At 74.2% G+C, this 22,551-nt stretch carries 24 protein-coding genes; 8 read left to right on the top strand and 16 right to left on the bottom strand.

The window, feature by feature from the left end; translation table 11 throughout:
• Positions 1-341 precede the first annotated feature (341 nt).
• Positions 342-971 carry an alpha-ketoglutarate-dependent dioxygenase AlkB gene (locus ACGBYP_RS20785; protein WP_411587249.1) on the bottom strand — a complete coding sequence of 210 codons (630 nt, stop codon included), beginning with the start codon at positions 969-971 and terminating at the stop codon, positions 342-344.
• A gap of 64 nt (positions 972-1,035) precedes the next feature.
• Entirely contained in the window at positions 1,036-3,276 is a 2,241-nt protein-coding gene (locus tag ACGBYP_RS20780) for a RecQ family ATP-dependent DNA helicase (RefSeq protein WP_411587248.1), read from the bottom strand.
• Between the two features lie 79 nt (positions 3,277-3,355).
• Here ACGBYP_RS20780 and ACGBYP_RS20775 point away from each other — a divergent pair, with 79 nt between their 5' ends.
• The gene (locus ACGBYP_RS20775; protein ID WP_411587247.1) at positions 3,356-4,183 is read left to right on the top strand and encodes a PHP domain-containing protein; all 828 of its coding nucleotides are present in this window, start codon (positions 3,356-3,358) and stop codon (positions 4,181-4,183) included.
• A 47-nt stretch (positions 4,184-4,230) separates the two neighbouring features.
• The gene (locus tag ACGBYP_RS20770; RefSeq protein ID WP_411587246.1) at positions 4,231-4,527 is read left to right on the top strand and encodes a hypothetical protein; all 297 of its coding nucleotides are present in this window, start codon (positions 4,231-4,233) and stop codon (positions 4,525-4,527) included.
• 297 nt (positions 4,528-4,824) lie between these two features.
• Here ACGBYP_RS20770 and ACGBYP_RS20765 read toward each other — a convergent pair whose 3' ends face one another.
• The 5 genes from ACGBYP_RS20765 to ACGBYP_RS20745 form a co-directional block, all read right to left on the bottom strand.
• The gene (locus ACGBYP_RS20765; protein WP_411587243.1) at positions 4,825-6,237 is read right to left on the bottom strand and encodes an LCP family protein; all 1,413 of its coding nucleotides are present in this window, start codon (positions 6,235-6,237) and stop codon (positions 4,825-4,827) included.
• Between the two features lie 224 nt (positions 6,238-6,461).
• On the bottom strand, positions 6,462-6,677 hold the full coding sequence (locus tag ACGBYP_RS20760; protein ID WP_411587242.1) for a hypothetical protein: 216 nt from the start codon (positions 6,675-6,677) through the stop codon (positions 6,462-6,464).
• A 9-nt stretch (positions 6,678-6,686) separates the two neighbouring features.
• Complete coding sequence (locus ACGBYP_RS20755; RefSeq protein WP_411587239.1) at positions 6,687-7,727, bottom strand: isopenicillin N synthase family dioxygenase; 1,041 nt, start codon at positions 7,725-7,727, stop codon at positions 6,687-6,689.
• Positions 7,728-7,750: 23 nt separating this feature from the next.
• Positions 7,751-8,530 (bottom strand): SDR family NAD(P)-dependent oxidoreductase, encoded by a 780-nt coding sequence (locus ACGBYP_RS20750; protein WP_411587238.1) that lies wholly within the window; start codon positions 8,528-8,530, stop codon positions 7,751-7,753.
• 158 nt (positions 8,531-8,688) lie between these two features.
• Positions 8,689-9,111: an organic hydroperoxide resistance protein gene (locus ACGBYP_RS20745; protein WP_411587235.1), complete on the bottom strand. Its 423-nt coding sequence runs from the start codon at positions 9,109-9,111 to the stop codon at positions 8,689-8,691.
• Between the two features lie 108 nt (positions 9,112-9,219).
• Here ACGBYP_RS20745 and ACGBYP_RS20740 point away from each other — a divergent pair, with 108 nt between their 5' ends.
• The gene (locus ACGBYP_RS20740; protein ID WP_411587234.1) at positions 9,220-9,798 is read left to right on the top strand and encodes a TetR/AcrR family transcriptional regulator; all 579 of its coding nucleotides are present in this window, start codon (positions 9,220-9,222) and stop codon (positions 9,796-9,798) included.
• Positions 9,799-9,808: 10 nt separating this feature from the next.
• Here the strand turns inward: ACGBYP_RS20740 and ACGBYP_RS20735 are convergent, their stop codons facing one another.
• From ACGBYP_RS20735 to ACGBYP_RS20720, 4 genes are all read right to left on the bottom strand, one after another.
• Positions 9,809-10,333 (bottom strand): RNA 2'-phosphotransferase, encoded by a 525-nt coding sequence (locus ACGBYP_RS20735; RefSeq protein WP_411587233.1) that lies wholly within the window; start codon positions 10,331-10,333, stop codon positions 9,809-9,811.
• Complete coding sequence (locus ACGBYP_RS20730) at positions 10,330-10,596, bottom strand: hypothetical protein (RefSeq protein WP_411587231.1); 267 nt, start codon at positions 10,594-10,596, stop codon at positions 10,330-10,332. Before ACGBYP_RS20730 ends, ACGBYP_RS20735 begins: the two co-directional genes overlap by 4 nt.
• Before the next feature lie 82 nt (positions 10,597-10,678).
• Positions 10,679-12,358, bottom strand: coding sequence for a SpoIIE family protein phosphatase (locus ACGBYP_RS20725; protein ID WP_411587230.1), 1,680 nt, complete (start codon positions 12,356-12,358; stop codon positions 10,679-10,681).
• A 183-nt stretch (positions 12,359-12,541) separates the two neighbouring features.
• The gene (locus ACGBYP_RS20720) at positions 12,542-13,261 is read right to left on the bottom strand and encodes a TetR/AcrR family transcriptional regulator C-terminal domain-containing protein (protein WP_411587228.1); all 720 of its coding nucleotides are present in this window, start codon (positions 13,259-13,261) and stop codon (positions 12,542-12,544) included.
• A 94-nt stretch (positions 13,262-13,355) separates the two neighbouring features.
• On the opposite strand from ACGBYP_RS20720, the gene ACGBYP_RS20715 reads away from it, so the two are divergent.
• From ACGBYP_RS20715 to ACGBYP_RS20705, 3 genes are all read left to right on the top strand, one after another.
• Positions 13,356-14,045, top strand: coding sequence for a DUF4386 domain-containing protein (locus tag ACGBYP_RS20715; protein WP_411587227.1), 690 nt, complete (start codon positions 13,356-13,358; stop codon positions 14,043-14,045).
• 135 nt (positions 14,046-14,180) lie between these two features.
• Entirely contained in the window at positions 14,181-15,380 is a 1,200-nt protein-coding gene (locus ACGBYP_RS20710) for an EAL domain-containing protein (protein WP_411587226.1), read from the top strand.
• A gap of 103 nt (positions 15,381-15,483) precedes the next feature.
• Entirely contained in the window at positions 15,484-16,698 is a 1,215-nt protein-coding gene (locus tag ACGBYP_RS20705; RefSeq protein ID WP_411587223.1) for an EAL domain-containing protein, read from the top strand.
• A gap of 11 nt (positions 16,699-16,709) precedes the next feature.
• Here ACGBYP_RS20705 and ACGBYP_RS20700 read toward each other — a convergent pair whose 3' ends face one another.
• Positions 16,710-17,051, bottom strand: coding sequence for an iron chaperone (locus ACGBYP_RS20700; RefSeq protein WP_411587221.1), 342 nt, complete (start codon positions 17,049-17,051; stop codon positions 16,710-16,712).
• Positions 17,052-17,339 carry a hypothetical protein gene (locus ACGBYP_RS20695; RefSeq protein ID WP_411587219.1) on the bottom strand — a complete coding sequence of 96 codons (288 nt, stop codon included), beginning with the start codon at positions 17,337-17,339 and terminating at the stop codon, positions 17,052-17,054.
• A gap of 126 nt (positions 17,340-17,465) precedes the next feature.
• On the opposite strand from ACGBYP_RS20695, the gene ACGBYP_RS20690 reads away from it, so the two are divergent.
• On the top strand, positions 17,466-17,900 hold the full coding sequence (locus ACGBYP_RS20690) for a hypothetical protein (protein ID WP_411587216.1): 435 nt from the start codon (positions 17,466-17,468) through the stop codon (positions 17,898-17,900).
• A gap of 155 nt (positions 17,901-18,055) precedes the next feature.
• On the opposite strand, the gene ACGBYP_RS20685 is transcribed toward ACGBYP_RS20690, so the two are convergent.
• Positions 18,056-19,138, bottom strand: coding sequence for an alkene reductase (locus ACGBYP_RS20685; protein WP_411587214.1), 1,083 nt, complete (start codon positions 19,136-19,138; stop codon positions 18,056-18,058).
• An 84-nt stretch (positions 19,139-19,222) separates the two neighbouring features.
• Positions 19,223-19,516: a hypothetical protein gene (locus ACGBYP_RS20680; protein WP_411587212.1), complete on the bottom strand. Its 294-nt coding sequence runs from the start codon at positions 19,514-19,516 to the stop codon at positions 19,223-19,225.
• A gap of 180 nt (positions 19,517-19,696) precedes the next feature.
• On the opposite strand from ACGBYP_RS20680, the gene ACGBYP_RS20675 reads away from it, so the two are divergent.
• Positions 19,697-20,521 carry an SDR family oxidoreductase gene (locus ACGBYP_RS20675; protein WP_411587211.1) on the top strand — a complete coding sequence of 275 codons (825 nt, stop codon included), beginning with the start codon at positions 19,697-19,699 and terminating at the stop codon, positions 20,519-20,521.
• Between the two features lie 142 nt (positions 20,522-20,663).
• Here the strand turns inward: ACGBYP_RS20675 and ACGBYP_RS20670 are convergent, their stop codons facing one another.
• The gene (locus tag ACGBYP_RS20670; RefSeq protein ID WP_411587210.1) at positions 20,664-22,484 is read right to left on the bottom strand and encodes an ABC transporter ATP-binding protein; all 1,821 of its coding nucleotides are present in this window, start codon (positions 22,482-22,484) and stop codon (positions 20,664-20,666) included.
• Positions 22,485-22,551: the final 67 nt, after the last annotated feature.

Genomic DNA, 22,551 nt, shown 5'->3' with positions numbered 1-22,551 from the left:
CAATCAACCAAAGGAATCCCTCACGACACCCGAAGATGCCGCTGGGGGTTTGTTACTTGGCACTGACTTTCGGCACGCTGTTGAGTTCTCAAGGAGCGGACGCGCACGTTCCCCGACCAATTTTTGGGCCGTTCTCCGTGGCGGTAGTTCCACTGTACACCAAGTTCCGCAGCAGTCGAACCTCAGGGGTTCCGTCCGGCGGTTTCCCAGGCCCTGGGGCCCGGTCCGTTCTCGCTTGGTGCATGGAGAACGATACACGCCCTCTGAGGGGGTCTGCACGGGGGGTCTGAAGGGGGGTCCAGTCGCCCTCTCGGTCGGCCCCTGAGCAGGGCTTTCACGGTTCAGGCGACCCCGCGTGGGCGGTACTGGACGCTGACGCGCGGTCCGACGCTCTTCGTCGTCTTCGGGATGCAGTGCTCCCAGGTGCGCTGGCACGAGCCGCCCATGACCACCAGGTCGCCGTGGCCGAGGGTGAAGCGCAGGCTGCCGCCACCGCCGACCGGACGCAGCAGCAGCGGTCGCGGCGACCCGAACGAGACGATCGCGACCATCGTGTCCTCGGTGCGGCTACGGCCGATGCGGTCGCCGTGCCAGGCGACGCTGTCGCGGCCGTCGCGGTACAGGCACATGCCGGCGGTCACGAAATGCTCGCCGAGCTCGGGGCCGTAGTGGGCGTTCAGCTCCGCCCGGGCGTCGGTCAGCGTGGGGTGCGGCAGGGTCTCCCCTCCCCCGTACCAGCGCAGCAGCCGCGGCACGGCCACCTCGCGGTCGTACATCTGGCGGCGGTCCTCCCGCCAGCCGATGTCGCCCAGCAGGACCTCGAGCAGTGGGTCCGACCCCTCGACCCAGCCGGGGAGGTGATCGACCCAGGCTCCGTGGCTCAGCTGGTGCCGGACCACCCGGCCGGCGAGCGGGGTGAGCGAGGCCTCCTCGGCCACGTCCCACATGGACGGCTGGTGTGCGAGCGACATGCGGGGAGGCTACTACCGGTTTCGCACAGGTGTTCGAAAAGCTGTGGACGGCGGGAGGGTCCGACTAGGCGGACAGCGCGAGCACGAAGGGCAGCACCGAGGCCGCGCCGGCCAGGCGCAGCTCACGCCCGGCCACGGTGATCGTCCAGCGGGAGTCGGCGAGGTCGTCGACGAGCAGCACCGGGACGTCCCCCAGCTCGGCCAGCCGGGCACGGAGTCCGGGGCCGACGACGATCCGCTGCCACACGCCGGCCAACCGGAAGGCGCTGTTCCCGCCCGGCCCACCGGTCGGGCCACCGGAGGCCAGGTCCATGGTGCCGAGATAGGGCAGCCGGCCCATCCGGGCCAACCCCTCGGCCACACCGGTGACCAGCGCGGGACGACGCCGGGAGGGGACGGCCACGACCGCGCCGGGCCGCTGTGCCCAGTCCCAGGCGCCGAGCACCCGGGCGCAGGCGCGCAGCAGCTCCTCGTCCGGCGGTGCGTCGGAGGTGAGCCCGGGGCGCATCACGCGGTGCGCCACGTCGTAGGCGGCGTCCGGGTCCTCCTCGATGGAGGGGGCCTCGAGGTCCTCGGCGAGCGAGGCGACGCCGCCCACCCCGTCGTCACCGAGCAGGGTGCGCAGCTTCTGGCCCCAGCCGAGGTCGGTGAGCCGGGCGACGGCCCGGCCGTTCGCCAGCTGCTCGCCGGCGGCGATCTTGCCCTTCACCTCGACCCCGAGCCGGTCGGCGCCGGTGGGCCACTGCGCCCGCGGCGCCAACTCCACGCCGGGCCGGTCCAGCCGGGCGGAGGCGGCCTCGGAGGCCCCGGCCGGGACGTCGGTGGGGTACCAGGGGCCGGCGCAGACGTCGCAGCGCCCACACGGGGCCGCGGTCGGGTCGTCGAGGGCCTCCTGCAGGAACGCCATGCGGCACTCGGCCGTGTCGACGGGCTTGGCGTAGTCGAGCATCGACCGCTGCTCGGCCTCGCGGGTCTCGGTGACCCGGGCGTACCGGTCGGCGTCGTAGGTCCACGGGACGCCGGTCGAGCGCCAGCCGCCCTGCACCCGCTCGACCGCCCCGTCGACGGCGAGGACCTTGAGCAGCAGCTCGAGCCGCGAGCGGCGGACGTCGGCGACGGTCTCCAGCCGGGCCACCGACCACGCCTTCCCGTCGGCCATGGCCGTGAGCACGGCGGAGGCGTGGTCCTGCCGGGGCATGGACGACGTGGCGAACCACTGCCAGATCGCGATGTCCTCCGGCCCGGGCAGCAGCAGGACGTCGGCGTGGTCGACGGCGCGGCCAGCGCGGCCGACCTGCTGGTAGTAGCTGACCGGGGACGACGGCGCCCCCAGGTGGACGACGAACCCGAGGTCGGGCTTGTCGAAGCCCATGCCGAGGGCCGAGGTGGCGACCAGCGCCTTGACCCGGTTCTCCCGCAGCGCCTCCTCGGCGTCCTTGCGGTCGGCGTCGTCGAGCCGGCCGGTGTAGGCGCGCACCTCGTGACCGGCGTCGCGCAGCAGCGCCGCGGTCTCCTCGGCCGCGGCGACGGTGAGCGTGTAGACGATGCCGCTGCCCGGCAGGTCGCCGATGTGGGCGGCCAGCCAGGCGAGCCGGGCCCGGTCGGAGTCGAGCCGCAGCACACCCATGCGCAGCGAGTCGCGGGCCAGCGGGCCGCGGACGGTGGTGACCTCGACGCCGCCGGCGCTCAGCTGCTCGGCGACGTCGGCGACGACGCGCTCGTTGGCGGTGGCGGTGGTGGCGAGCACGGGCGTGCCGGCGGGCAGCTGGCCGAGCAGGTCGCGGATGCGCCGGTAGTCGGGGCGGAAGTCGTGCCCCCAGTCGGAGACGCAGTGCGCCTCGTCGACGACCAGGAGGCCGCAGCGCTCGACCAGGGCGGGCAGCTGCTCGTCGCGGAAGCGGGGGTTGGTCAGCCGCTCCGGGGAGACCAGCAGGACGTCGACGTCGTCGGCGGCGAGCCGGGCGTTGATGTCGTCCCACTCGGTGACGTTGGAGCTGGAGATCTCGACCGCCTTGATGCCCGCCCGGCCGGCCGCGGCCACCTGGTCGCGCATCAGCGCGAGCAGCGGGCTCACCAGCAGGGTGGGGCCGGCACCGCGGCGGCGCAGCAGGGCGGTGGAGACGAAGTACACCGCCGACTTGCCCCACCCGGTGCGCTGCACGACCAGCGCCCGCTGGTGGCGCTCGACCAGCGCGAGCACGGCGTCGTCCTGGCCCTCCCGGAAGACGGCGTCGGGGCGGCCGGTGAGCTCGCGCAGGACCCCGAGCGCCTCGTCGGCCAGATCGGTCTGCAGCGCGGTGGTCATGCCCCGACCGTAGGCGGACCCACCGACATCCTCGGGACCCGGCGTGCGCTCGCTGTGGACGACCGGTTGGATGGGGACGATGCTGCCGCCCGACAACCACGTGCACTCGGAGTTCTCGTGGGACACCGGGCCCCGGGCCTCCCTGCTGCGCGCGTGCGAGCGGGCCGTCGAGATCGGCCTGCCGGCGATCGCGTTCACCGAGCACCTGGACTTCACCGTCTGGAGCCCCGGGGACCGCGCCACCACCGACGGGCTCACCGACCGCCACCCGGCCAACCAGCTGCCCATCGACGTCGACCTCTACGCCGAGACGATCTGGGAGGCCCGGCAGCGGTTCCCCCAGCTGCGGGTCTGGTCCGGCGTCGAGGCCGGGGAGCCCCACCTGTTCGCGGCCAGCGTCGCCGCACACCTGCAGTCCTCCCCCGTCGACCGCATCCTGGGCTCGCTGCACTCGCTGCCGGTCGACGGGCGGCTGATCGGGGTGAACCGGGTGCTGCACGCGCCCGGCGTCGACCTCGTGGCCACGATGCGGCGCTACCTCAGCGAGATGGTGGCGATGATCGAGAGCAGCGACGTCTTCCAGGTGCTCGCGCACTGCGACTTCCCGCGCCGGTACTGGCCCGGAGGGCGCGACGAGTACCCGGAGGCGGTGTTCGAGGAGGAGTACCGGGCCGTGTTCCGGGCGCTGGCGGCCAGTGGCCGGGCCCTGGAGGTCAACACCACCAGCCCGCTGTGGTCGGTGGAGCTGCTGCGCTGGTACCGCGACGAGGGCGGGGACGCGGTCAGCTTCGGCAGCGACGGCCACCAGCCGCAGCTGGTCGGGCAACGGTTCGACCTGGCCGTCGACGTCGTCGAGCAGGCCGGCTTCCGGCCCGGCCGCGACCGCTTCGACTTCTGGCGCCGCTGACCCCGCCGACCGTCACGGTCGACGTGTCGACTGCCGATGACGGCGGTGTGACTGGACTCCTCTTCGACGGCACCTTCTCCACCGAGGCGGTCGCGTCCGCCGGCCACGCACTCGTCGAGCAGCTGTTCGACGAGGCGATGGCGACGATCGCCGCGCTGGCCGAGAACTGGGACGCCCCCGTCGAGGAGGCCCCCGCGGTTGAGGACGAGGAGCCGGTCGCCTTCGTCGAGCCGGCGACCTGGTCCGTCACGGACGACGACGAGGAGGACGTCCGCGCCCTGGACGCCCTGGAGCTCCCCGCGCTGCTCACGCGCCCGCGCCGCAGCGAGGCCGTCGCCGCCTGAGCTACCGGCGCGGGGACGGGCACCCGCCCCGGTCGACGACCTGGGTTGGGCGACCCCGATCGGCTCCGGGCTGGTCGCGCTCGTGTCCCTGCTCGCCGTGCAGGTCGGCGACGACCTCGCCGAGCCCTTCGCCGACTCGGTCCCCCGACGTCCCGATGACGGCGATCACGCGCACCGTCGAGATCGACCTGGTCGAGATGATCGGCGCAGAGCCCCCGAGCGCGGTCCGGCCGGTGGACCGCGTGCTCTGGTGGGCTCCGCCGTCCCGGGGCCGGCCCGGGACGGCGGCGGCGCCGGTCAGGCGATGCAGCTGGTGTCCTCCGCGGTGCGCTCGCTGGTCGCGTAGGTGCCGTCCGGGACCGGCGCCGGCGCCGGGGCGTCGACCGCCTGGCCGACGGCGTTGAAGTCCGAGCCCAGCGTCAGCTGGACCGTGCCGGCGGCCAGGGCGGCGTCCGCGGTCACCGCAGCGCCCGGCACCTGGGCGGCGAGCGCCGCGGCCTTCGCCTCGTCGCCCGGCGCGTGCGCGATCGTGGTGAGCTCGGTCTCGGCCGGGGCGTTGCCGCCGCTGCTGGCCACGAAACCGGCCGAGCTCAGCGCGGTCGCCGCGGTCGCGGCCGCGCCGGTGACGCCCGAGCCGTTGAGCACGCTGACCGTCACCTCCGCGGGCGCGACCGGGGCGACCGGCGCCGGGGCCTCGACCGCCGGCTCCTCCTTCGGCGTGCCCAGCGACGCGAAGAACGTCTTGAGCGCGGCGGCGTCGGCGGGCACGAGCACGGCGGCCCCGTCCACCTCGTCGTCCCGCAGTCCGGGCAGGGTCTGGAAGGTGATGTCGCTCGGCTGGACCGACTGGAGCTGGGCCGCCAGCTCGAACACGTCCAGGCCCCGGTCGAAGGTGACGCTGCTGCCGACCTGCTTCACGATCGCCTGCTGCTTGCCCAGGTCCAGGAGCACGTTCGAGGACAGCAGGTTGCGCAGCATCCCCGCGATGTAGACCTGCTGCCTGCGCTGCCGGTCCAGCTCCGACGGCAGGCCGTGCCGCTGCCGGACGAAGAGCAGCGCCTGGCTGCCGCTGAGGGTCTGCGGACCGGCGTCGAAGTGCGCGCCGGTGACCGAGTCGTCGACGGCCTCGCAGATGTTGACCTCGACGCCGCCGACGATCGTGCTCAGGTTGATGAAGCCGAGCAGGTTGATCTCGGCGTAGTGGTCGATCTGCAGCCCGGAGAGCTGGCTGACCGTGCGGATCAGGGACTGGGCCCCGGCGGCGTCCTTCTGCGCCTCGTCGCCCGCGGCTGCGGTGTAGCCGTCGCCGTAGGCGGAGTTGAGCTTGCCCTCGCCGTTGCCGGGGATGGGCACGTACAGGTCGCGCGGGAGGCTGACGAAGGACGCCGCCGACCCGTCGGCGGGCACGTGCACCAGCATCATCGTGTCGGTGTTGAGCAGCCCCTCGGTGTCACCGGTGACGTACTCCGCCTGCTGCTCGGGGGTCAGCCCGGCCCGGGAGTCGCGGCCCACCAGCAGCAGGTTCATCGCCTCGCCGCCGTTGCCCTGCGCGTCGACGTTGCCGTCGGCGGGGATCGCGTCGGTGCGGCTCAGGCTCGCCTCGGCCACCTTGGCCAGGTACCAGCCCCAGCCGCTGCCGGCGAGCACGAGCACGCTCAGCACGGCGGCCAGGGCCCGGACGCCGACGGCCAGCCGGCGCGTCGGGCTCACCGGGTCGCCGACCGCGGCCCGGGTCGACGTCGCGCCGCCGGGCGTGCGCGGGCTCTTCCCCGCGCGGGGATCCAGCCGGGGAGGCAACGGCCTCGGGGCGGACTCGCCGGGCTCCATCGACGACCTCCGGGGCGCGCTGGGGGATGGGGTGCGATCGACCAACCCCCAGGATCACACGTCCGGCTGTGGATCCGGTGGAGCCACGGCCTCCCGCGCGCCGTGGGTCAGGGCAGCGGGACGCCGCCGAGCTGGGCGCACGCCGCGAGCAGCCCGTCCTGGACGGCGGCGTCGTGCACGACGGCGTCGAAGCGGCCGGGGTCCTCGGCCTGCGCGGCGACCGCCCGCATGCCGGCGATCGTGGACAGGTCACCGACCAGCACCCCCTCGCCGGCCAGCAGGCCGAGCCCGTCGGTGGAGCCGGTGATCAGGACGCGGGACACGCGCCCGCGCTACGACCGGGCGGCGAGCACCCGCGCGGCCTCGCGGTCGGCGGCGGTGTTGACCACCCCGGCCCGGGAGCCGCGCAGCTTCGCGGCCACGTGCTCGCCCACCGTGACCGGCAGGTACCGCGGCTCCTCGCCGGGCTCCAGGCAGGAGGGCAGGGTGGTGATGAGCGCGTCGACGTCCCCGTCGTGGAAGAAGGCCGCCGACCGGCGCCGCTGGATGGTGCCGTCGACGATCGGCGGCTTGACCCGGTGCAGGGTCGACAGCCACCTCTCGTTGGTCAGCCGGGCGGTGACGTCGCCGAGGTTGACCAGCAGGGCGCCCGCGGCGGGCATCACGTCGTGCCAGCCGCCGTCGGAGCCGAGCACCTGCAGGCCCGCGACCCGGTCGGCCCACAGCACGGTGACGATGCCGTAGTCGGTGTGCTCGCCCATCCCGGTCAGGTCGCCGTTCAGGCGCACGGTGCCCTCGGGCAGGGCGTAGTTGTTCATCCGCAGCACGTCGAGGGAGTGGCCGGTCAGCCGGGCGAAGAAGTCCGGCTCCAGACCCAGGGCGTCGGCGAAGACGCGGGTGAGCGTGCGGGCGACGCGGGCGGCCTCACCGAACCAGGCCTCGACGGCGGGCTCGAACCCGGGGACGTCCGGCCAGGTGTTCTCGGCGTAGTCCGGCTGCGGCAGGCCCGGCGCGTGCGGGTAGGTGGCCTGCGAGGCGCCGACGTTGAACGCCTCGAAGAAGTCGTTCATCCGGCTGGCGGCCTCCACCCCCAGGGACAGCGAGAGCGACTCGCTCTTGGGCGGGCTGTAGCCGCGGTTGACCTCCGGCGGGGTGCGCCAGGCGTTCTTGGCCGCCAGCGGCAGGCCGAAGAAGGCGTCCATCGCCCCGGCCAGCCCGGCGCCGACGGCGTCCGGCACGCCGTGCCCGACGACCTGCACGAACCCGACGGTGCGGCAGGCGGCGTCCATGGCCCGCGCGGTGGCGGCCCGCTCCTCCGCCGTCCCGTCGTGCACGTAGCTGGAGATGTCCACGACCGGGACGGCGAAGCTCATGGGCCCAGGGTGGCGGGCCCGCGTTACGGCAGGATCGCGTCCACGTAGCCGCCGTCGACCCGCAGCGCGCCGCCGGTGGTGGCCGAGGCCAGCGGGGAGGCCAGGTAGACGCACATGTTGGCGATCTCCTCGGGCTCGATCAGCCGCTGGAGCAGCGACTGCGGCCGGTGGGTGCGCATGAACTCGCGCTGCGCGTCGTCCCAGGAGAGCTCGTCGCCGACCAGCGAGCGGACGAAGTCCTCGACGCCACCGGTGTGCGTCGGGCCGGCGATCACCGCGTTGACCGTGACCCCGGAGCCGGCGGCCTCCTTGGCGAAGCCGCGGGAGACCGCGAGCAGCGCCGTCTTGGTCATCCCGTAGTGGATCATCTCGGCCGGCACGACCACGGCTGAGTCGCTGGCGATGTACTGCACGCGGCCCCAGCCGCGCTCGACCATGCCGGGCAGGTAGGCCCGGGTCAGCCGCACCGAGGTCAGCACGTTCGTCTCGAAGTACCGGCGCCACTCGTCGTCGCTGATCTCCAAGGCCGGCTTCGCGTCGAAGATCCCCAGGTTGTTGACCAGGACGTCGACGTCGGGCACCTGCTCGAGCAGCTGCGCCGTCCCCTCGTCGGTGGTGACGTCGCCGGCCACGGTGGTCACCTGGCCGTCGATGCCGGCCGCCGCGGCCTCCAGCTTGTCGGCGTCCCGGCCGGTGAGGACGACGGAGGCGCCGGCTCCCGCGAGGCCGGTGGCGATGGCCAGGCCGATGCCCTGGGAGGAGCCGGTGACGAGGGCGGTGCGCCCGGAGAGGTCGATCTGCATGCCCAGGCCAAGGCGTCCGACGGCGGGAGGATTCCGCCCGGGGACGCGGACGGGGGAGGGCAGGCCCTGACGGCACCACCCTCCCCCGGGTCTCAGCGGCCCCCTCGCAGGGCCCCGCTACGCGCGGAGCGCGTGGTGGGGGGCGAGGGGGTCCTTCATCACGCCGTCTCGACCTCGAGGGTGACGGGGATGTTGCCGCGGGTGGCGTTGGAGTACGGGCACACCTGGTGGGCGGCCTCGACGAGGGCCTCGGCGGCCGACTGCTCGATCCCGCCCAGCTCGACGCGCAGGGTGACCTCGAGGGCGAAGCCGCCGGCGTCGTTCGGGCCGATGCCCACCTCGGCGGTCACCGCGGAGTCGGTGAAGGCGACCTTCTGCTTGCCGGCGACCAGCTTGAGCGCGCCGTGGAAGCAGGCGGCGTAGCCGGCGGCGAAGAGCTGCTCGGGGTTGGCGCCACCGCCAGGGCCACCCATCTCGGTGGGGACCTTCAGGTCGAGGTCGATCGTGCCGTCGGAGGTGCGGGTGTGGCCGTTGCGGCCTTCCCCGGTCGCGGTGGCGAGAGCGGTGTAGACGGCAGCCATGTGGAGGACCTCCAGGTCAATGCAGCAGACAGAACGGTCGTTCTCCTTGCGTGCGTCGAGTTGACCACGCGCCCGCAGCGGGGTCAACCGGGGGTTACCGTGATCACCGTGACAGGGGCCGTGCGGACGTCGGAGGCGCGCGACCGGCTGCTGCGGACGGCGTCGGCGCTCTTCTACGCCGAGGGCCTGCGCGGCGTCGGGGTGGACCGGGTGGTCGCCGAGGCGGCGGTCACCCGGGCGACGTTCTACCGGCACTTCCCCGGCAAGGAGGACCTGGTCGTGGCCTACCTGGCCGGCGTCGACCGGTCGGTGCGCGAGGCCGCCGGCGAGGTGCCGGCCGACCCGGACGCGGCCGCCCGCTGGCTGCACGGGCTCACCTCACTGGTCGGCGACACGGTGTGCGGCGTCGGCTTCCGCGGCTGCGCCTTCATCAACGCCGCGGCCGAGAACCCGGACCCGGCGAGCCCCGTGCGCCAGGCCGTGCGGGTGCACCGCGAGTGGCTGGAGGGCGCCGTCCGCTCCGCCTTCACCGCCGCGGGCCACCCCGACCCGGTCGAGGCCGCCCGGCACTGGCTGGTGCTGCGCGACGGCGCGATGGTCGCCGGCTACCTCGCCGACCCGGTCCAGGCGCAGGCGGTCCTGGACGCCGGCCTGCGCGACCTGCTGGCCCGGGCGACCGCGCACTGAGCGCACGGCGTCAGAGCCGGGTCAGGTACCGCGGCGGGACGGCGTCGACCAGCCACACCCCGTTGTCCGAGCGGGTGAACACGACGCCGTCCCGCGCCATCGCCGCGGCGTCGACCCGCAGGACGACGGGCCTGCCCCGCCGCGCCCCCACCCGCTCGGCGGTCTCCCGGTCGGGGCTCAGGTGCACCGCGTGCCGGTTCCCCGGGCGCAGCCCCTCGGCGAGGATCGAGGTGAGGAAGCGCTCGACGGTGCCGTGGAACAGCTCCCCGGGTGGGACGGCGGGGGCCAGGCCCAGGTCGACCGGGACGCTGTGCCCCTGACTGGCCCGGATCCGGGTGCCGGTCCCGTCGAGGGCGAACCGCCGCTTGTCGTTGCCGGCGACCACCGCGTCCAGCTCCGCGCGGGTGAGGCGGAGTGCCGCGAGCAGGTCCTCGACGGCGACCCAGCCGTGCGCGTCCAGGGTCAGCCCGACGCTGTCCGGGTGGTGCCGCAGCACGTACGACAGCCGCTTGCTCACCCGGACGACGTCGGTCACCGCTCGTCCGGCGCCCGGCCCGCGTGGTCGACGAGCTCCTGGGCGCTGGCCTGCTCGCCGTGCATGCGCGCGCACGACGCGCAGCAGAAGAAGACGCCGTCGGCCTCGACGCCGTGACCGACCACCTTCACGCCGCAGTGCTCGCAGATGGGTGCCATCGCGTGGATCGCGCACTCGAAGCTGTCGAACGTGTGCACCGCCCCGGCGGCGTGCACCTCGAAGCTGAGCCGGTAGTCGTTGCCGCAGACCTCGCAGGCAGCCATGTGCGTCCTTCCCCTGGGCGTCGTGACCGGTGCCGGTCACATGCGTGCCCGACTACCCGGGGCGACCCCACCCCGAACCGGGTCAGCCGGGGCTGCGGTAGAGCAGGAAGGCGACGTCGTCGTCGGGGGCGTCGGAGAGCAGCTGGTCGGTGAGCAGGCCGGACAGGGCATCGGTGGCCAGGTGCCGGCCGGCGACCAGCGCCGTCACCGCCCGGCCGATGCCCTCGTCGAGCGCCTCGTCGCGGCGCTCGACGAGCCCGTCGGTGTACAGCAGCAGCGTCGAGCCCGGCGGCAGGCTGACCTGCGCCTCCGGCCGGTCGACGCCCTCCAGCACCGCCAGCGGGACGCCGCGCGCCGCCTCCAGCAGCTGCGACCGGCCCTGCTCGTCGGCCAGGACGGCGGGCGGGTGCCCGGCGCTGCTGTAGCGCAGCGTGGCGGCCGAGGGGTCGACCACCCCGCAGAAGACGGTGCTGCAGGTGGCGCCGGGCACGAGCGCGGCGAACCGGTCGAGCGCCGACAGCACGTGCGCCGGCGAGCGGCTCTCCAGCAGCAGCGCCCGCCCGGCGCTGCGCAGCTGGCCCATCACGGCCGCCGCGTCGAGGCCGCGCCCGACGACGTCGCCCACGACCACCCCGTACAGGCCCCCGGGCAGGTCCACGACGTCGTACCAGTCGCCACCCACCTCCAGCGTGCCCGCGGCCGGCTCGTAGTGGACGGCGAAGCCCTCGGGCAGCACGGTGGGCCCGAGGACGGCGCGCTGCAGGGTGACCGCGACCTCGGTGAAGAACTGGGCCCGGGAGCGGTCCAGCTCGGCCCGCTCGGCGGCGCGCCGGCGTTCGGCCAACACCGCCTGGGCGTCGGCGACCGCTGCGGCCACCTGGCCGGCGGCGAGCTCCAGGAAGGTGAGGTACTCGGCGTCCACGCGCAGGTGCGGGCTGGCGCCGAGCACCAGGGCCCCGACCGGGCGGTCCTGGCCGGCCGCGGTCAGGGGCAGGGCGAAGGCCGTCTCGACGTCTCCCCCGCCCACCGGACCGGCTCCGGGGACGCCGGGGAGCCGGGCCCCCAGGTCACCGATCGGCACCACCGCGCCCGTCGCCATCGCCTGCCGCACCGCCGCGTGCAGGGCGTCGTCGGGCACCGGGTCCGCGGGGTCGAGCCCGTAGCTGGCGGTGCGCCGGGCGGCCCGATCGCCGTCCTCCAGGTAGACCAGTCCGAACGGGCAGTCGGCGCGGGCGTCGGCGAGCACCTCGAGCGCGGCGACGCACGCCTCCTCGTTGCTGCCGTGCACCGAGCGCGGGAGGCTGCCCAGTCGCTGCAGCACGGCCATCCGGCGGGCGGCGAGCACGCGCGGCGTCGTGTCGATCACCGTGTCCAGCAGGCCGGCGACCCGTCCGCCGGGCTCCAGGACCGGGCTGTAGGCGAAGGTGAAGTAGGTCTCCTCCGGGAAGCCGTGCCGGGTCATGGTCAGGGGCATGTCCTCGACGAAGGTCGACCGGCCCGCGAAGACCTCGGCGATCATCGGTTCGATGTCCGACCAGACGTCGGTCCACACCTCGCCCAACTGCTTCCCCAGCGCCTCCGGGTGCCGCGCACCCAGGATCGGCGCGTAGCCGTCGTTGTAGACCATGACCAGCTCCGCGCCCCACATGAGCAGCATCGGGAACCGGGAGTTCAAGCACGTGCTGACCGCGGTGAGCAACGTCGGGGACCAGCTGTCGACCGGGCCGAGCGGCGTCTGCGACCAGTCGGCCGCCAGGACCATCCGCTGCAGCTCGGTGGGGACCTCGCCGGGGACCAGTTCGGCCAGCTGCCTGTTCAGCGCGACACCTCTCTCCGGCGGGTCGGGGTGTCCGGTGCGCGGACTCGGGGACGACTGCTCCCCCGGATGATGACACGCGGAGGAGGCCCTCCGGTCCGGCCGACCGGGGCGACGCGGCGTCCCCGGTCAGGCGGGAGCGCGTCGCCGCGGGTCGGTGGCCGAGGTCCATCCCTGCGCGCGCAGCCGATCGAAGCCGTCGAGCAGGAGGTCCAGGGCGAACTCGAACTCGAACTGCTCGTCACAGCCCCCACCGACGGCAGCCAGGTCACCCTGGGTGGCGGTCACCGCGATCTCCAGGATGGTCGGGAAGCGCCGGCCGAACTCCGCGGCCGCGGCCGCCTGCTCCTCCGGGTCCCGGGGCGCGGCGGCCGCGTCCTGCGGCTCGTCGAACAGCTCGGGACTGAAGCCCCAGATGCGGTTGCCCAGCGCGTGCATGACGTGGTGGGTCAGGTCGGCCGAGAACCCGCCGGCCCGGAAGCCGGCGGCGAGGGCCTCCATGTGCCCCAGCACCACCGGCGTGCGGCGGGTCCGCGACTCGATCGCCCGGCGCGCCCACGGGTGCCGGAGGACGGCCCGCCGGGCCGAGAGCACCCGGTCCCGCACGGCGGCCCGCCAGCCCGGCCCGGGGTCGGGCTGCTCGACCTCACCGAGGACGGCGTCGACCATGCCGTCGAGCAGGTCGTCCTTGTCGGAGACGTGCTTGTACAGCGCCATCGGGACGACGCCGAGCTCCTGCGCCAGTCGCCGCATGCTCAGCGACTCGATGCCGCCCGCATCGGCCAGGTCGACGGCGGCGGCGAGCACCCGGTCGCGGGTGAGCGGCGCCCGCCGCGCCTGGTCGGCCACCGGAGCACGGTACCCCGTTGACAGGTGTACGCCGTACACCTACCGTCTCGGGCCATCCGGTGTACGCCGTACACCTCGACCCGAGGACGGGATCATGGACAAGGGCAGCGCACGGGCGGCAGGGGTCTTCTTCGTGCTGGCAGCGGTGACCGCGATCGCCGCACTGGCGCTCTACCAGCCCGCCCTCACCGACCCGGGCTACGTGCTCGGCGCGGGTGCGGACACGCAGGTGCTGCTGGGCGGCTGGCTCGAGGTGGTGCTCGCCGCCACGTGCATCGGCACCGCGGTCGCCCTCCACCCGGTGGTCCGGCGGGAGAGCGAGAGCCTCGCGCTCGGCTACCTCTGCGGGCGGCTGCTGGAGGCCGCGGTCATCTGCGTGGGCGTCGTGGCCACCCTGTCGCTGGTCACCCTCCGGCAGGGCGGCGGCCCGCAGGACGTCCCCGTCGCCCGGGCCCTGGTCGCGTTGCACGACTGGACCTTCCTCGTCGGCCCCGGCCTGGTCATCGGGGTGAACAGCCTGCTGCTCGCCCTGCTCGTGCACCGGGCGCGACTGGTCCCCCGCTGGATCGCCGTCCTCGGGCTGGTCGGCGGGCCGCTGGTCCTGCTGTCCTCGACCGCGGTGCTCTTCGGACTGCTGGGCGCCACGTCCCCGTGGCGGTTCATCGCCGCCCTGCCGGTGGCCGCCTGGGAGATGTGCCTCGCCGCCCGGCTCATCGCCCGGGGGTTCGACGCGCCGCCGTCCGGCGTCCGCCCGGGGACCCTGGCGACCCCGGCCCTGACCTGACCCGCGCGGCGACACCCGCACGGGTGAGCCCGGCGGCGGCAGCTGTGGCGCCCGGCCGGACGTGCCGATGGGAGGTGCAGGGCAACCACCTCGAGAAGCCGGGGCGGGGAGCCCATCCGACCAGGGAGTGGGCACGTGCGCGGACAGCGCTCGGACACCGAACGGCAGATCGCCGACCTGCTGCAGACGGCACGACGGTCGCTGGGCCTCAGCGTCGCGTTCTTCAGCCGCCTCGACGGCACCACCCAGCACCTCGAGGTCGTCGAGTCCTCGATGCCCCTGCTGTTCCACGACGGGCTCACCCAGCCCCAGGACACCAGCTTCTGCCAGGCCGTGCTGGACGGCGACCTCCCTGCGGTGATGCCCGACGTGACCGACTTCCCCGCCGCGATGCGACTGCGACCGGCCCGGGTCCCCCGCATCCGCAGCTACGTCACCGCCCCCGTGCGCCTCAGCGACGGCACCGTCTACGGCAGCTTCTGCGCCTTCGGCCTGCGCTCGGACCCCCAGCTGTCGACCCGCGACCAGGCGCTGATGGAGGTGCTGGCCGACGCGGCGTCGGTGATCGTCGAGCCCGACCTGCGCGAGCAGCAGCGGCGCACCGCGATCGAGCAGCGGATCACCCCGGTGATGGCCGACGGTGGCCCGGTCGTCGTCCTCCAGCCGATCGTCGACCTGGCCACCGGGGCGCGTCGGGGCGCCGAGGCGCTCAGCCGCTTCCCCGCCGGGTGGGGCCTGGCCCCCGACGTCGTCTTCGCGCAGGCCCACAGCGTCGGCGCCGGCGACCGGCTGGAGCTGCAGGCGCTGACCCGCGCGGCCGCGCTGCTGGACGACGTCCCCGGCTACGTCTCGATGAACGTCTCCCCCGCCACGTTGCTGACCTCGCCGTGCCGGGAGCTGCTGGCGTCCCTGCCGCTGCCCCGGGTGCTGCTCGAGCTCTCCGAGCACGACCAGGTGGAGGACTACGCGGCCCTCGTCGACGCCCTGGCACCGCTGCGGGACGCCGGCATGCGGCTGGCCATCGACGACGTGGGCGCGGGCTTCAGCAGCCTGCGGCACATCGTGGTCACCGATCCCGACGTCATCAAGATCGACCGCAGCATCGTCAGCGGCCTGGACACCGACCCGGTGCTGGCCCGGCTGGTCGAGTCGCTGGTCGACTTCGCCCACGGTGGCGGCGTGCGGGTCGTGGCCGAGGGCGTCGAGACCGCGGCCGAGCACGCGATGCTGCGCGTGCTCGGCGTGGACGACGGGCAGGGCTGGCACTTCGGCCGCCCCGCCCCCGTCGGCGTCCTGGCCGCGCCGCGCCGGGACGTGCACTCCCTCGCCGGCTGACCGCAGGTCCACTCCTGGGGGTGATGAAACGGACGGATGCGTCCGCCAGGCTCTCGGGACGACCCACCTCACGGCCGAGGGGGCGTTGCCCGAGGAGAGGCCCATGGACCGGGACAGCTCAGAAGCCGATCGTCAGCTCGCCGGGCTGCTCGCCGCGGCGCGGCGCAGGCTCGGCCTCAGCGTGGCCTTCCTCAGCCGCGTCGGCGACACCACCCGCACGGTCGAGCACGCCGACTCCGCGCTGCCGGGGTTCCGGGCCGGCTGGTCGGGGCCGCGCGAGGGCAGCCACTGCGCCGCCGTCCTCGAGGGGAGGCTGCCCCGGCTGGTCCGGGACGCGCGCGAGCACCCCGAGGCGGTGCGCCTGCAGCCGGCCGACCTGCCGCAGATCCGCAGCCACGTCAGCGTCCCGCTGGTGTTGGGTGACGGCACCGTCTACGGGACCTTCTGCGCCTTCGGCGTGCTCAGCGACCCCGAGGTCCAGCCGCACCACCTCGCCGTGGTCGAGGTGCTGGCCGAGGCCGCGGCGCTGGTGATCGAGCCGCAGGTGCTGCGCGAGCGGGAGGAGGCCGCCATCGCCCACCGGCTCGCCCCGGTGCTGGGCGGCTCCGGCCCGACCGTCGTCCTGCAGCCCATCGTCGACCTGCGCACCGGCACCCGCGCCGGCGCCGAGGCGCTGAGCCGGTTCCCCGTCGAGTGGGACTGCACCCCCGACGTCGTCTTCGCCGACGCGCACGGCATCGGGCAGGGCGACCGGCTCGAGCTGCTCGCCCTCGAGCGCGCCGCCGCCCTGCTCGACGAGGTCTCCGGGTACGTCTCGATGAACGTCTCCGCGCAGACCCTGCTCACGCCGCAGTGCGCCGAGCTGCTGGCCCGGCTGCCGCTGCACCGCATCGTGCTCGAGCTGTCCGAGCACGAGCAGGTGCAGGACTACGCCTCACTCAGCGCCGCGCTGACCCCGCTGCGGGCCGCCGGCATGCGGCTGGCCATCGACGACGTGGGCGCGGGCTTCAGCAGCCTGCGGCACATCGTCGTCACCAACCCCGACGTGCTGAAGATGGACCGCAGCATCGTCAGCGGGCTGGACACCGACCCGATCCTGGCCAAGCTGGCCCAGTCGCTGGTCGAGTTCGCGCACAGCTTCGACATCTGCGTCATCGCCGAGGGCGTCGAGACGGTGGCCGAGCAGACCGTGCTGCAGGGACTCGGCGTCGACGGCGGCCAGGGCTGGCTGTTCGGCCGGCCCGCACCCGCCGACCTCCTCGTCGACGAGGGCACCCGGCTCACCGCGCCCGCGCCGTTCCCGGCCGCGGTCGGCTGACCGGGGCCGCCTCAGCCGCGGCGGTCGACCAGGGCCTGCACCACCCGGGTCACCAGGTCGCGCGGGAAGGGGGCGCCGTGCGGCAGCTTCATCGTGTCGCGGCCGCTGCGCAGCGGCGCCACCTCGGCCTCCAGCGCGCCGTCGAACACCGGCACCGGGTACAGGCCGATGTGCTGCTTCCACGCGCCGGCGTGCAGCAGCGGTGCGCCGTCCAGGGTGAACACCGGCATGGCGTAGCTGATCGCCTCCCCCGCGCCGGGGGCGACCTCGGCGACCACGCGGCGCAGCTCCTCGACCCGCGCCCGCACGTCGGCGGGCAGCTCCGCGAGGTACTCCTCGACCGTCGCGGCCACTCAGCGCCGCCCGGGCAGCAGCGCGACGAGGACGGCGACCGCCGCGGCGCACCCGGCCGCGCGGGCACCGCCGACCGACCGCCAGGACAGCGCCGACAGCACCGACTGCGCGGACAGCGCCGACCCGACGGACAGCCAGCTGCCCACGGAGAACAGCGACATCGACGAGCCGATGCTGCCGATCGAGGCGACGGACCCCACGCTGCCGATCGAGGCGAACGAGCCCTCGCTGGCGATGGACAGCGCGGAGTCCCGGGACCACAGCGACAGCCAGGACCGGGTGCTCACCCCGGCAGCGTGGCACCGCAGCGCCCGCGCCGGAACCCGTCCGGCCATGGCACCCGGTCGACGGTGCGGGAAGTCGGCGGGACGAACCGGTACCGACCCCGCAGCGGACTGCCGATGGAGGAGGGCATGAGCATCCACGCCGTTGCCGAGGCCGGTCAGGCGTCCACCGACGCGCAGGTCATCGCCGAGCTGGCGGCCGGCGCCCTGGAGTCCATCGCCCGCATCCACGCCGCGGGCCTGGCCGAGGTCGTCGACATCGCGGAGAACCCGGTGGTCGTCGTCCCCGAGCCGGCCGCCGAGGTCCCGGCGCCGGTCGAGGCCGTCGCCGAGGCCGAGGACGAGGCCGAGGACGAGGCCGAGGCCGAGGTCCCTGCCGAGGTCGAGGCCGAGACGGAGGTCGCGGCCACCGACGAGGAGCCGGTCACCGCCGAGTTCGCCACCCCGGCCGAGGCCGACGTCGTGCAGCCGGTGGAGGCGCTGCGGGCCGTGCCCGTGTCGACCCGCGGCCGGCACTTCTCCGAGGCCGAGACCACCGAGTTCGCCGCCACCCGCGCGGCCTGACCTCCGCCAGCAGACCCTCCGGGCACCGTGCGCTCCCCGCGCACGGTGCCCGCTGCCGTTCCCGGCTCCCTGCGCGCCAGCCACGGCGCGGTGCCGCCGTCGACGAGGGCCCGGCAGCACGCGGCTGCCGGGCCCCTCGGGTCGTGCGGTGCGGCTCAGCTCTGGCTGAGCTGGAGCGTCGGGTAGTCGGTGTAGCCCTCGTGGCCGGCGGCGTAGAACAGCTCCGGCCGCGGCTCGTTCTCCGGGTGCTCGCCCTGCCAGCGCTCGACCAGGTCGGGGTTGGCGATGGCCGGACGGCCCACGGCGACGGCCTCGGCGTGCGCGGCCTCGATCAGCGCGACGGCCTCGTCTCGGGTGGTGACCGTCGAGAAGCCGCTGTTGGCGATCAGCGGGCCACCGAACCGGCGGCGGAGCTCCTGCACCAGGTCACCGGCGGGCTCGGCGTGCAGCACCGACAGGTAGGCCAGGCCCAGCGGGCGCAGCTGGTCGAGCAGGGCGCCGTAGGTGGCCAGGACGTCGTCCCGGTCGGTCTCCAGCGCGCCCTGGATGTTGTGCTCCGGGGAGATGCGCAGGCCCACCTTGCCGGCGCCGACCGCCTCGGCCACCGCGGTGACGACCTCGACGACGAAGCGGGCGCGGTTCTCGGGCGAGCCGCCGTAGACGTCGTCGCGGGTGTTGGACGAGGGGGCGAGGAACTCGTGCAGCAGGTAGCCGTTGGCGCCGTGCACCTCCACGCCGTCCAGTCCGGCCTCGATCGCCCGGCGGGAGGCGGTGACGAAGGAGTCGCGGACCTCGGCGGCCTCCTCGACGGTCAGCGCGTGCGGCACCGGGTAGGGCTGCTTGCCCTTGCTCGTGTGCGTCTCGCCGTCGATGGCGATCGCGGACGGCGCCTCGACCCGGTGGCCGTTGTTCGTGTCGGGGTGGGTGACCCGCCCGCCGTGCATGACCTGCATGACGATGCGGCCGCCGCGGGCGTGCACGGCCTCGGCCACGCGGGCCCAGCCGGCGACCTGCTCGTCGGTGACGACGCCGGGCTGGCCGACGAACGCCTGCGACTCGAACCGGGGGTAGGTGCCCTCGGTGATGATCAGGCCGATGCTCGCCCGCTGGGCGTAGTGCTCGACGATCAGGTCGTTCGGCACGCCGGAGTCCCCGGCACGCATGCGGGTCAGCGGGGCCATGACGACGCGGTTGGCGAGTTCGAGGTCGCCCAGGGTCACGGGGGAGAACAGGTCCATGCCGGGGGCAAGGTCGTTGCGCCGGCGGACCATTCCCGGACGACGCGGACTGCGGTGAGCATCACGACGCCCGGCTCCTGAGGGTCAGGACTGGTCGATCGTCCACGCCACCATGCTGATGAGCACGCCCACGTAAGCGAAGCAGCTGCCGAAGAACCGGAGAGCCACACCGCCGTTCTCGCGATCCCGTGACGAGAGCTGACGACTCTTCCTACGGTGAACGGCGAGGACCGCCTTGCGCCATCCCCAGGGGAGCGACTTCCGGAAGTCGGGTTGCTCCTTGGTGTCGCTCGTGTACTTGGCGTCCAGCTGGGCGGCCCCGCCCAGAGCGGTGAGGATGACGGCGAGCCCGGTGAACACTGGGAGCAGGAATGCCATGGGAACTCGTTCGACCGTCACCACCTCTCCCTTGACCGAGGTGTCGGAAGCCCACCCCGTTCGGAGGTGAGGACCCGGGACAGCTGCTGGTCGTTGGAACGACCCAGCAATCCTCTCGGAACACAACGACCTCTCGGTGCGCTGCCCACCCCCAGAACGTCCATCGAGAGGAGACCCACCATGGCGAAGACCTGGTTCATCACCGGCGCATCCCGCGGTTTCGGCAAGGAGTGGTCGATCGCGGCGCTCGAGCGCGGCGACAACGTGGCGGCCACCGCCCGCGACACCGCCACCCTCGACGACCTGGTGCAGTCCTACGGCGACCGGGTGCTGCCGATCCAGCTGGACGTCGACGACCGCGCGGCCGACTTCGCCGCGGTCCAGCAGGCGCGCGACCACTTCGGCGGCCTCGACGTCGTCGTCAACAACGCCGGCTTCGGCCAGTTCGGCATGGTCGAGGAGATCTCCGAGGCCGAGGCCCGCGCGCAGTTCGAGACCAACGTCTTCGGCGCGCTCTGGGTCACCCAGGCCGCGCTGCCCTTCCTCCGCGAGAACGGCGGCGGGCACGTGCTGCAGGTGTCGAGCATCGGCGGTATCTCGGCGTTCCCGAACATCGGCATCTACAACGCCTCGAAGTGGGCGCTGGAGGGCTTCACCCAGTCGCTGGCCGCGGAGGTCGCCGACTTCGGCATCAAGGTCACCCTCATCGAGCCCGGCGGGTACTCCACCGACTGGGGCGGGGCCTCGGCCAAGCACGCGACCGAGAACCCGGCCTACGACGAGTTCCGGGTCAAGGCCGCCGAGCAGCGCAAGGCCCGCCTGGGCGGCACGCCGGGCAACCCGGTGGCCACCCGCGACGCCGTCCTGCAGATCGTGGACGCCGAGGACCCGCCGCTGCGCGTCTTCTTCGGCGAGGCCCCGCTGGGCATCGCGACCGCGGACTACGAGTCCCGGCTGGCGGAGTGGCAGAAGTGGGACGACCTGTCCAAGAAGGCCCACGGCTGACCTGAGCGATGTACACCCAGGGCCCGTTCCGACAGCGGTTCGGGCCCTGGGCGCACCGTGCCCGAGGCCCGGTCCCCGTTCGGGGGCCGGGCCTCGGCGCGTTCCGTGCCCGCCGGGTTCGGCAGCCCGCCGTCGTGCCGAGTCAGCCGACGAGCTCGGCCTGGCGGACGGCGGCGCCGGCCAGCCGGGCGTAGCGCCCACCCTCGGCCAGCAGCTCCTCGTGCGTCCCCTGCTCGACCACCTGCCCGCCGTCCAGGACGGCGATGAGGTCGGCGTCGCGCACGGTGGACAGCCGGTGCGCGATGGTGATCGTGGTCCGGCCGCGGCTGGCCTCGTCCAGCGCGGCCTGCACGGCCCGCTCGGTCTCGTTGTCCAGCGCGCTGGTGGCCTCGTCGAGCACCAGCACCCGCGGGTCGCGCAGCAGCGTGCGGGCGATGGCCAGCCGCTGCTTCTCCCCGCCGGAGAACCGGTGCCCGCGGGCGCCGACCACCGTCTCGTAGCCGTCGGGCAGCGCGGCGATGACGTCGTGCACCTGGGCGCGGCGGGCGGCGTCGACCATCTCGGCGTCCGTGGCGTCGGGCTTGGCGTGCCGGAGGTTCTCGGCGATCGTGCCGTGCAGCAGGTAGGTCTCCTGCGCCACGACCCCGACCACCCGGGCGAGGTCGGCCAGCGTCAGGTCGCGGACGTCGACGCCGTCGATGGTCACCCGCCCCGACGTCGGGTCGTTGAGCCGGGCGACCAGCGAGGCCAGGGTGCTCTTGCCCGACCCGGTCTCCCCCACCAGCGCCAGCGTGGCCCCGGCGGGCACGGTGAGGTCGACGCCGGCCAGGGCGTCGCGGTGGCCGTCGGGGTAGCGGAAGCCGACGTGCTCGAACCGCACCTCACCGCGGACGGCGCCCAGCCGCACCGGGGACGCCGGGTCGTCGATGTCGACGGGCAGGTCGAGGTACTCGAACACGCGGCTGAACAGCGCCATCGAGCTGGTGAGCTGGACACCGATGTCGAGCAGCCCCATGAGCGGGCGGAACAGCGCGCCCTGCAGGGTGGTGAAGGCGACCAGCGTGCCGATGGTCATCCCGCCCGAGGTCGCCGGCAGGCCCGCGGCCAGGTAGATCAGCGCCGGGATGCCGGCGAAGACGATGCTCATGGTGGCCATCCGCCAGCGGCCGGCCAGCTGGGAGCGCACCTCCAGCCCGACCAGGTCGTCGGACGTGGCGGCGAACCGCTGCGACTGGGCCGGGCCGGCGCCCAGGGTCTTGCCGAGCAGCACGCCGCTGACGCTGAGCCCCTCCTCGACCTGGGAGTGCAGGTCGGCGAGGTGCCGCTGGCGCTGCGCGGTGATCGAGCGGCGCATCACCGCGACCCGGCGGGTCAGCCAGATCGCCGGCGGCAGGACCACCAGGGACAGCAGCGACAGCCGCCAGCTCAGCGCGGCCATCGCCACCGCCGTCCCGACCACGGTGGTGAGGTTGGCGGCGAAGGAGGTGGCGGTGGAGGTGACCACCGACTGCATGCCGCCGATGTCGTTGGTCAGCCGCGACTGCACCTCCCCGCCCCTGGTGCGGGTGAAGAAGCCGAGCGACTGGCGCTGGAGGTGGGTGAAGACCGACGTCCGCAGCCCGTGCATGACGTGCTGGCCGACGGTGGTGGAGATCCAGGTCTGCAGCACGCCCAGGACGGCGGTGGCCGCGGCGACGGCGAGCATGCCCCCGACCGCCCAGGCCAGCAGCGGCACGTCCTGGCGGGGCAGGGCCTCGTCGATCACGAGCCGGACGAGGAACGGGCTGGCCAGCGCGATGGCGGAGCTGGCCACGATGAGCGCGACCACCAGCGCGAGCTGCCAGCGGTACGGGCGGAACAGGCCGGCCACCCGGCTCCAGCGCACCGGGGAGCGCTCCAGCTGGGCCCGGTCGGCCGGGTCGGGACGGCGTCCGCCGCGCCCCGGGGTCGAGGTGTCGTCCACGGGCGACCACCACCTTCCTGTCATTGCTGAGGTTACCTCACGGTGTGGTAACCGCAACGGTGTCGCT

This window comes from Modestobacter sp. SSW1-42 (assembly GCF_046635825.1).
Taxonomy (GTDB): domain Bacteria; phylum Actinomycetota; class Actinomycetes; order Mycobacteriales; family Geodermatophilaceae; genus Modestobacter.
Note: the sequence above shows the minus strand (reverse complement) of the source record. Positions and strands in the feature narration are given on the sequence as shown.

What these genes read in the sequence shown, in the direction of transcription:
- ACGBYP_RS20780 (WP_411587248.1), bottom strand. Translation starts at nt 3,276, where the DNA reads ATGACCACCGCGCTGCAGACCGATCTGGCCGACGAGGCGCTCGGGGTC.
- ACGBYP_RS20675 (WP_411587211.1), top strand. Translation starts at nt 19,697, where the DNA reads ATGGCGAAGACCTGGTTCATCACCGGCGCATCCCGCGGTTTCGGCAAG.
- ACGBYP_RS20750 (WP_411587238.1), bottom strand. Translation starts at nt 8,530, where the DNA reads ATGCAGATCGACCTCTCCGGGCGCACCGCCCTCGTCACCGGCTCCTCC.
- ACGBYP_RS20705 (WP_411587223.1), top strand. Translation starts at nt 15,484, where the DNA reads ATGGACCGGGACAGCTCAGAAGCCGATCGTCAGCTCGCCGGGCTGCTC.
- ACGBYP_RS20715 (WP_411587227.1), top strand. Translation starts at nt 13,356, where the DNA reads ATGGACAAGGGCAGCGCACGGGCGGCAGGGGTCTTCTTCGTGCTGGCA.
- ACGBYP_RS20775 (WP_411587247.1), top strand. Translation starts at nt 3,356, where the DNA reads ATGCTGCCGCCCGACAACCACGTGCACTCGGAGTTCTCGTGGGACACC.
- ACGBYP_RS20680 (WP_411587212.1), bottom strand. Translation starts at nt 19,516, where the DNA reads ATGGCATTCCTGCTCCCAGTGTTCACCGGGCTCGCCGTCATCCTCACC.
- ACGBYP_RS20725 (WP_411587230.1), bottom strand. Translation starts at nt 12,358, where the DNA reads ATGGTCCTGGCGGCCGACTGGTCGCAGACGCCGCTCGGCCCGGTCGAC.
- ACGBYP_RS20785 (WP_411587249.1), bottom strand. Translation starts at nt 971, where the DNA reads ATGTCGCTCGCACACCAGCCGTCCATGTGGGACGTGGCCGAGGAGGCC.
- ACGBYP_RS20685 (WP_411587214.1), bottom strand. Translation starts at nt 19,138, where the DNA reads ATGGACCTGTTCTCCCCCGTGACCCTGGGCGACCTCGAACTCGCCAAC.
- ACGBYP_RS20690 (WP_411587216.1), top strand. Translation starts at nt 17,466, where the DNA reads ATGAGCATCCACGCCGTTGCCGAGGCCGGTCAGGCGTCCACCGACGCG.
- ACGBYP_RS20755 (WP_411587239.1), bottom strand. Translation starts at nt 7,727, where the DNA reads ATGAGCTTCGCCGTCCCGGTCGTGGACATCTCCAGCTACGTGCACGAC.
- ACGBYP_RS20730 (WP_411587231.1), bottom strand. Translation starts at nt 10,596, where the DNA reads ATGGCTGCCTGCGAGGTCTGCGGCAACGACTACCGGCTCAGCTTCGAG.
- ACGBYP_RS20745 (WP_411587235.1), bottom strand. Translation starts at nt 9,111, where the DNA reads ATGGCTGCCGTCTACACCGCTCTCGCCACCGCGACCGGGGAAGGCCGC.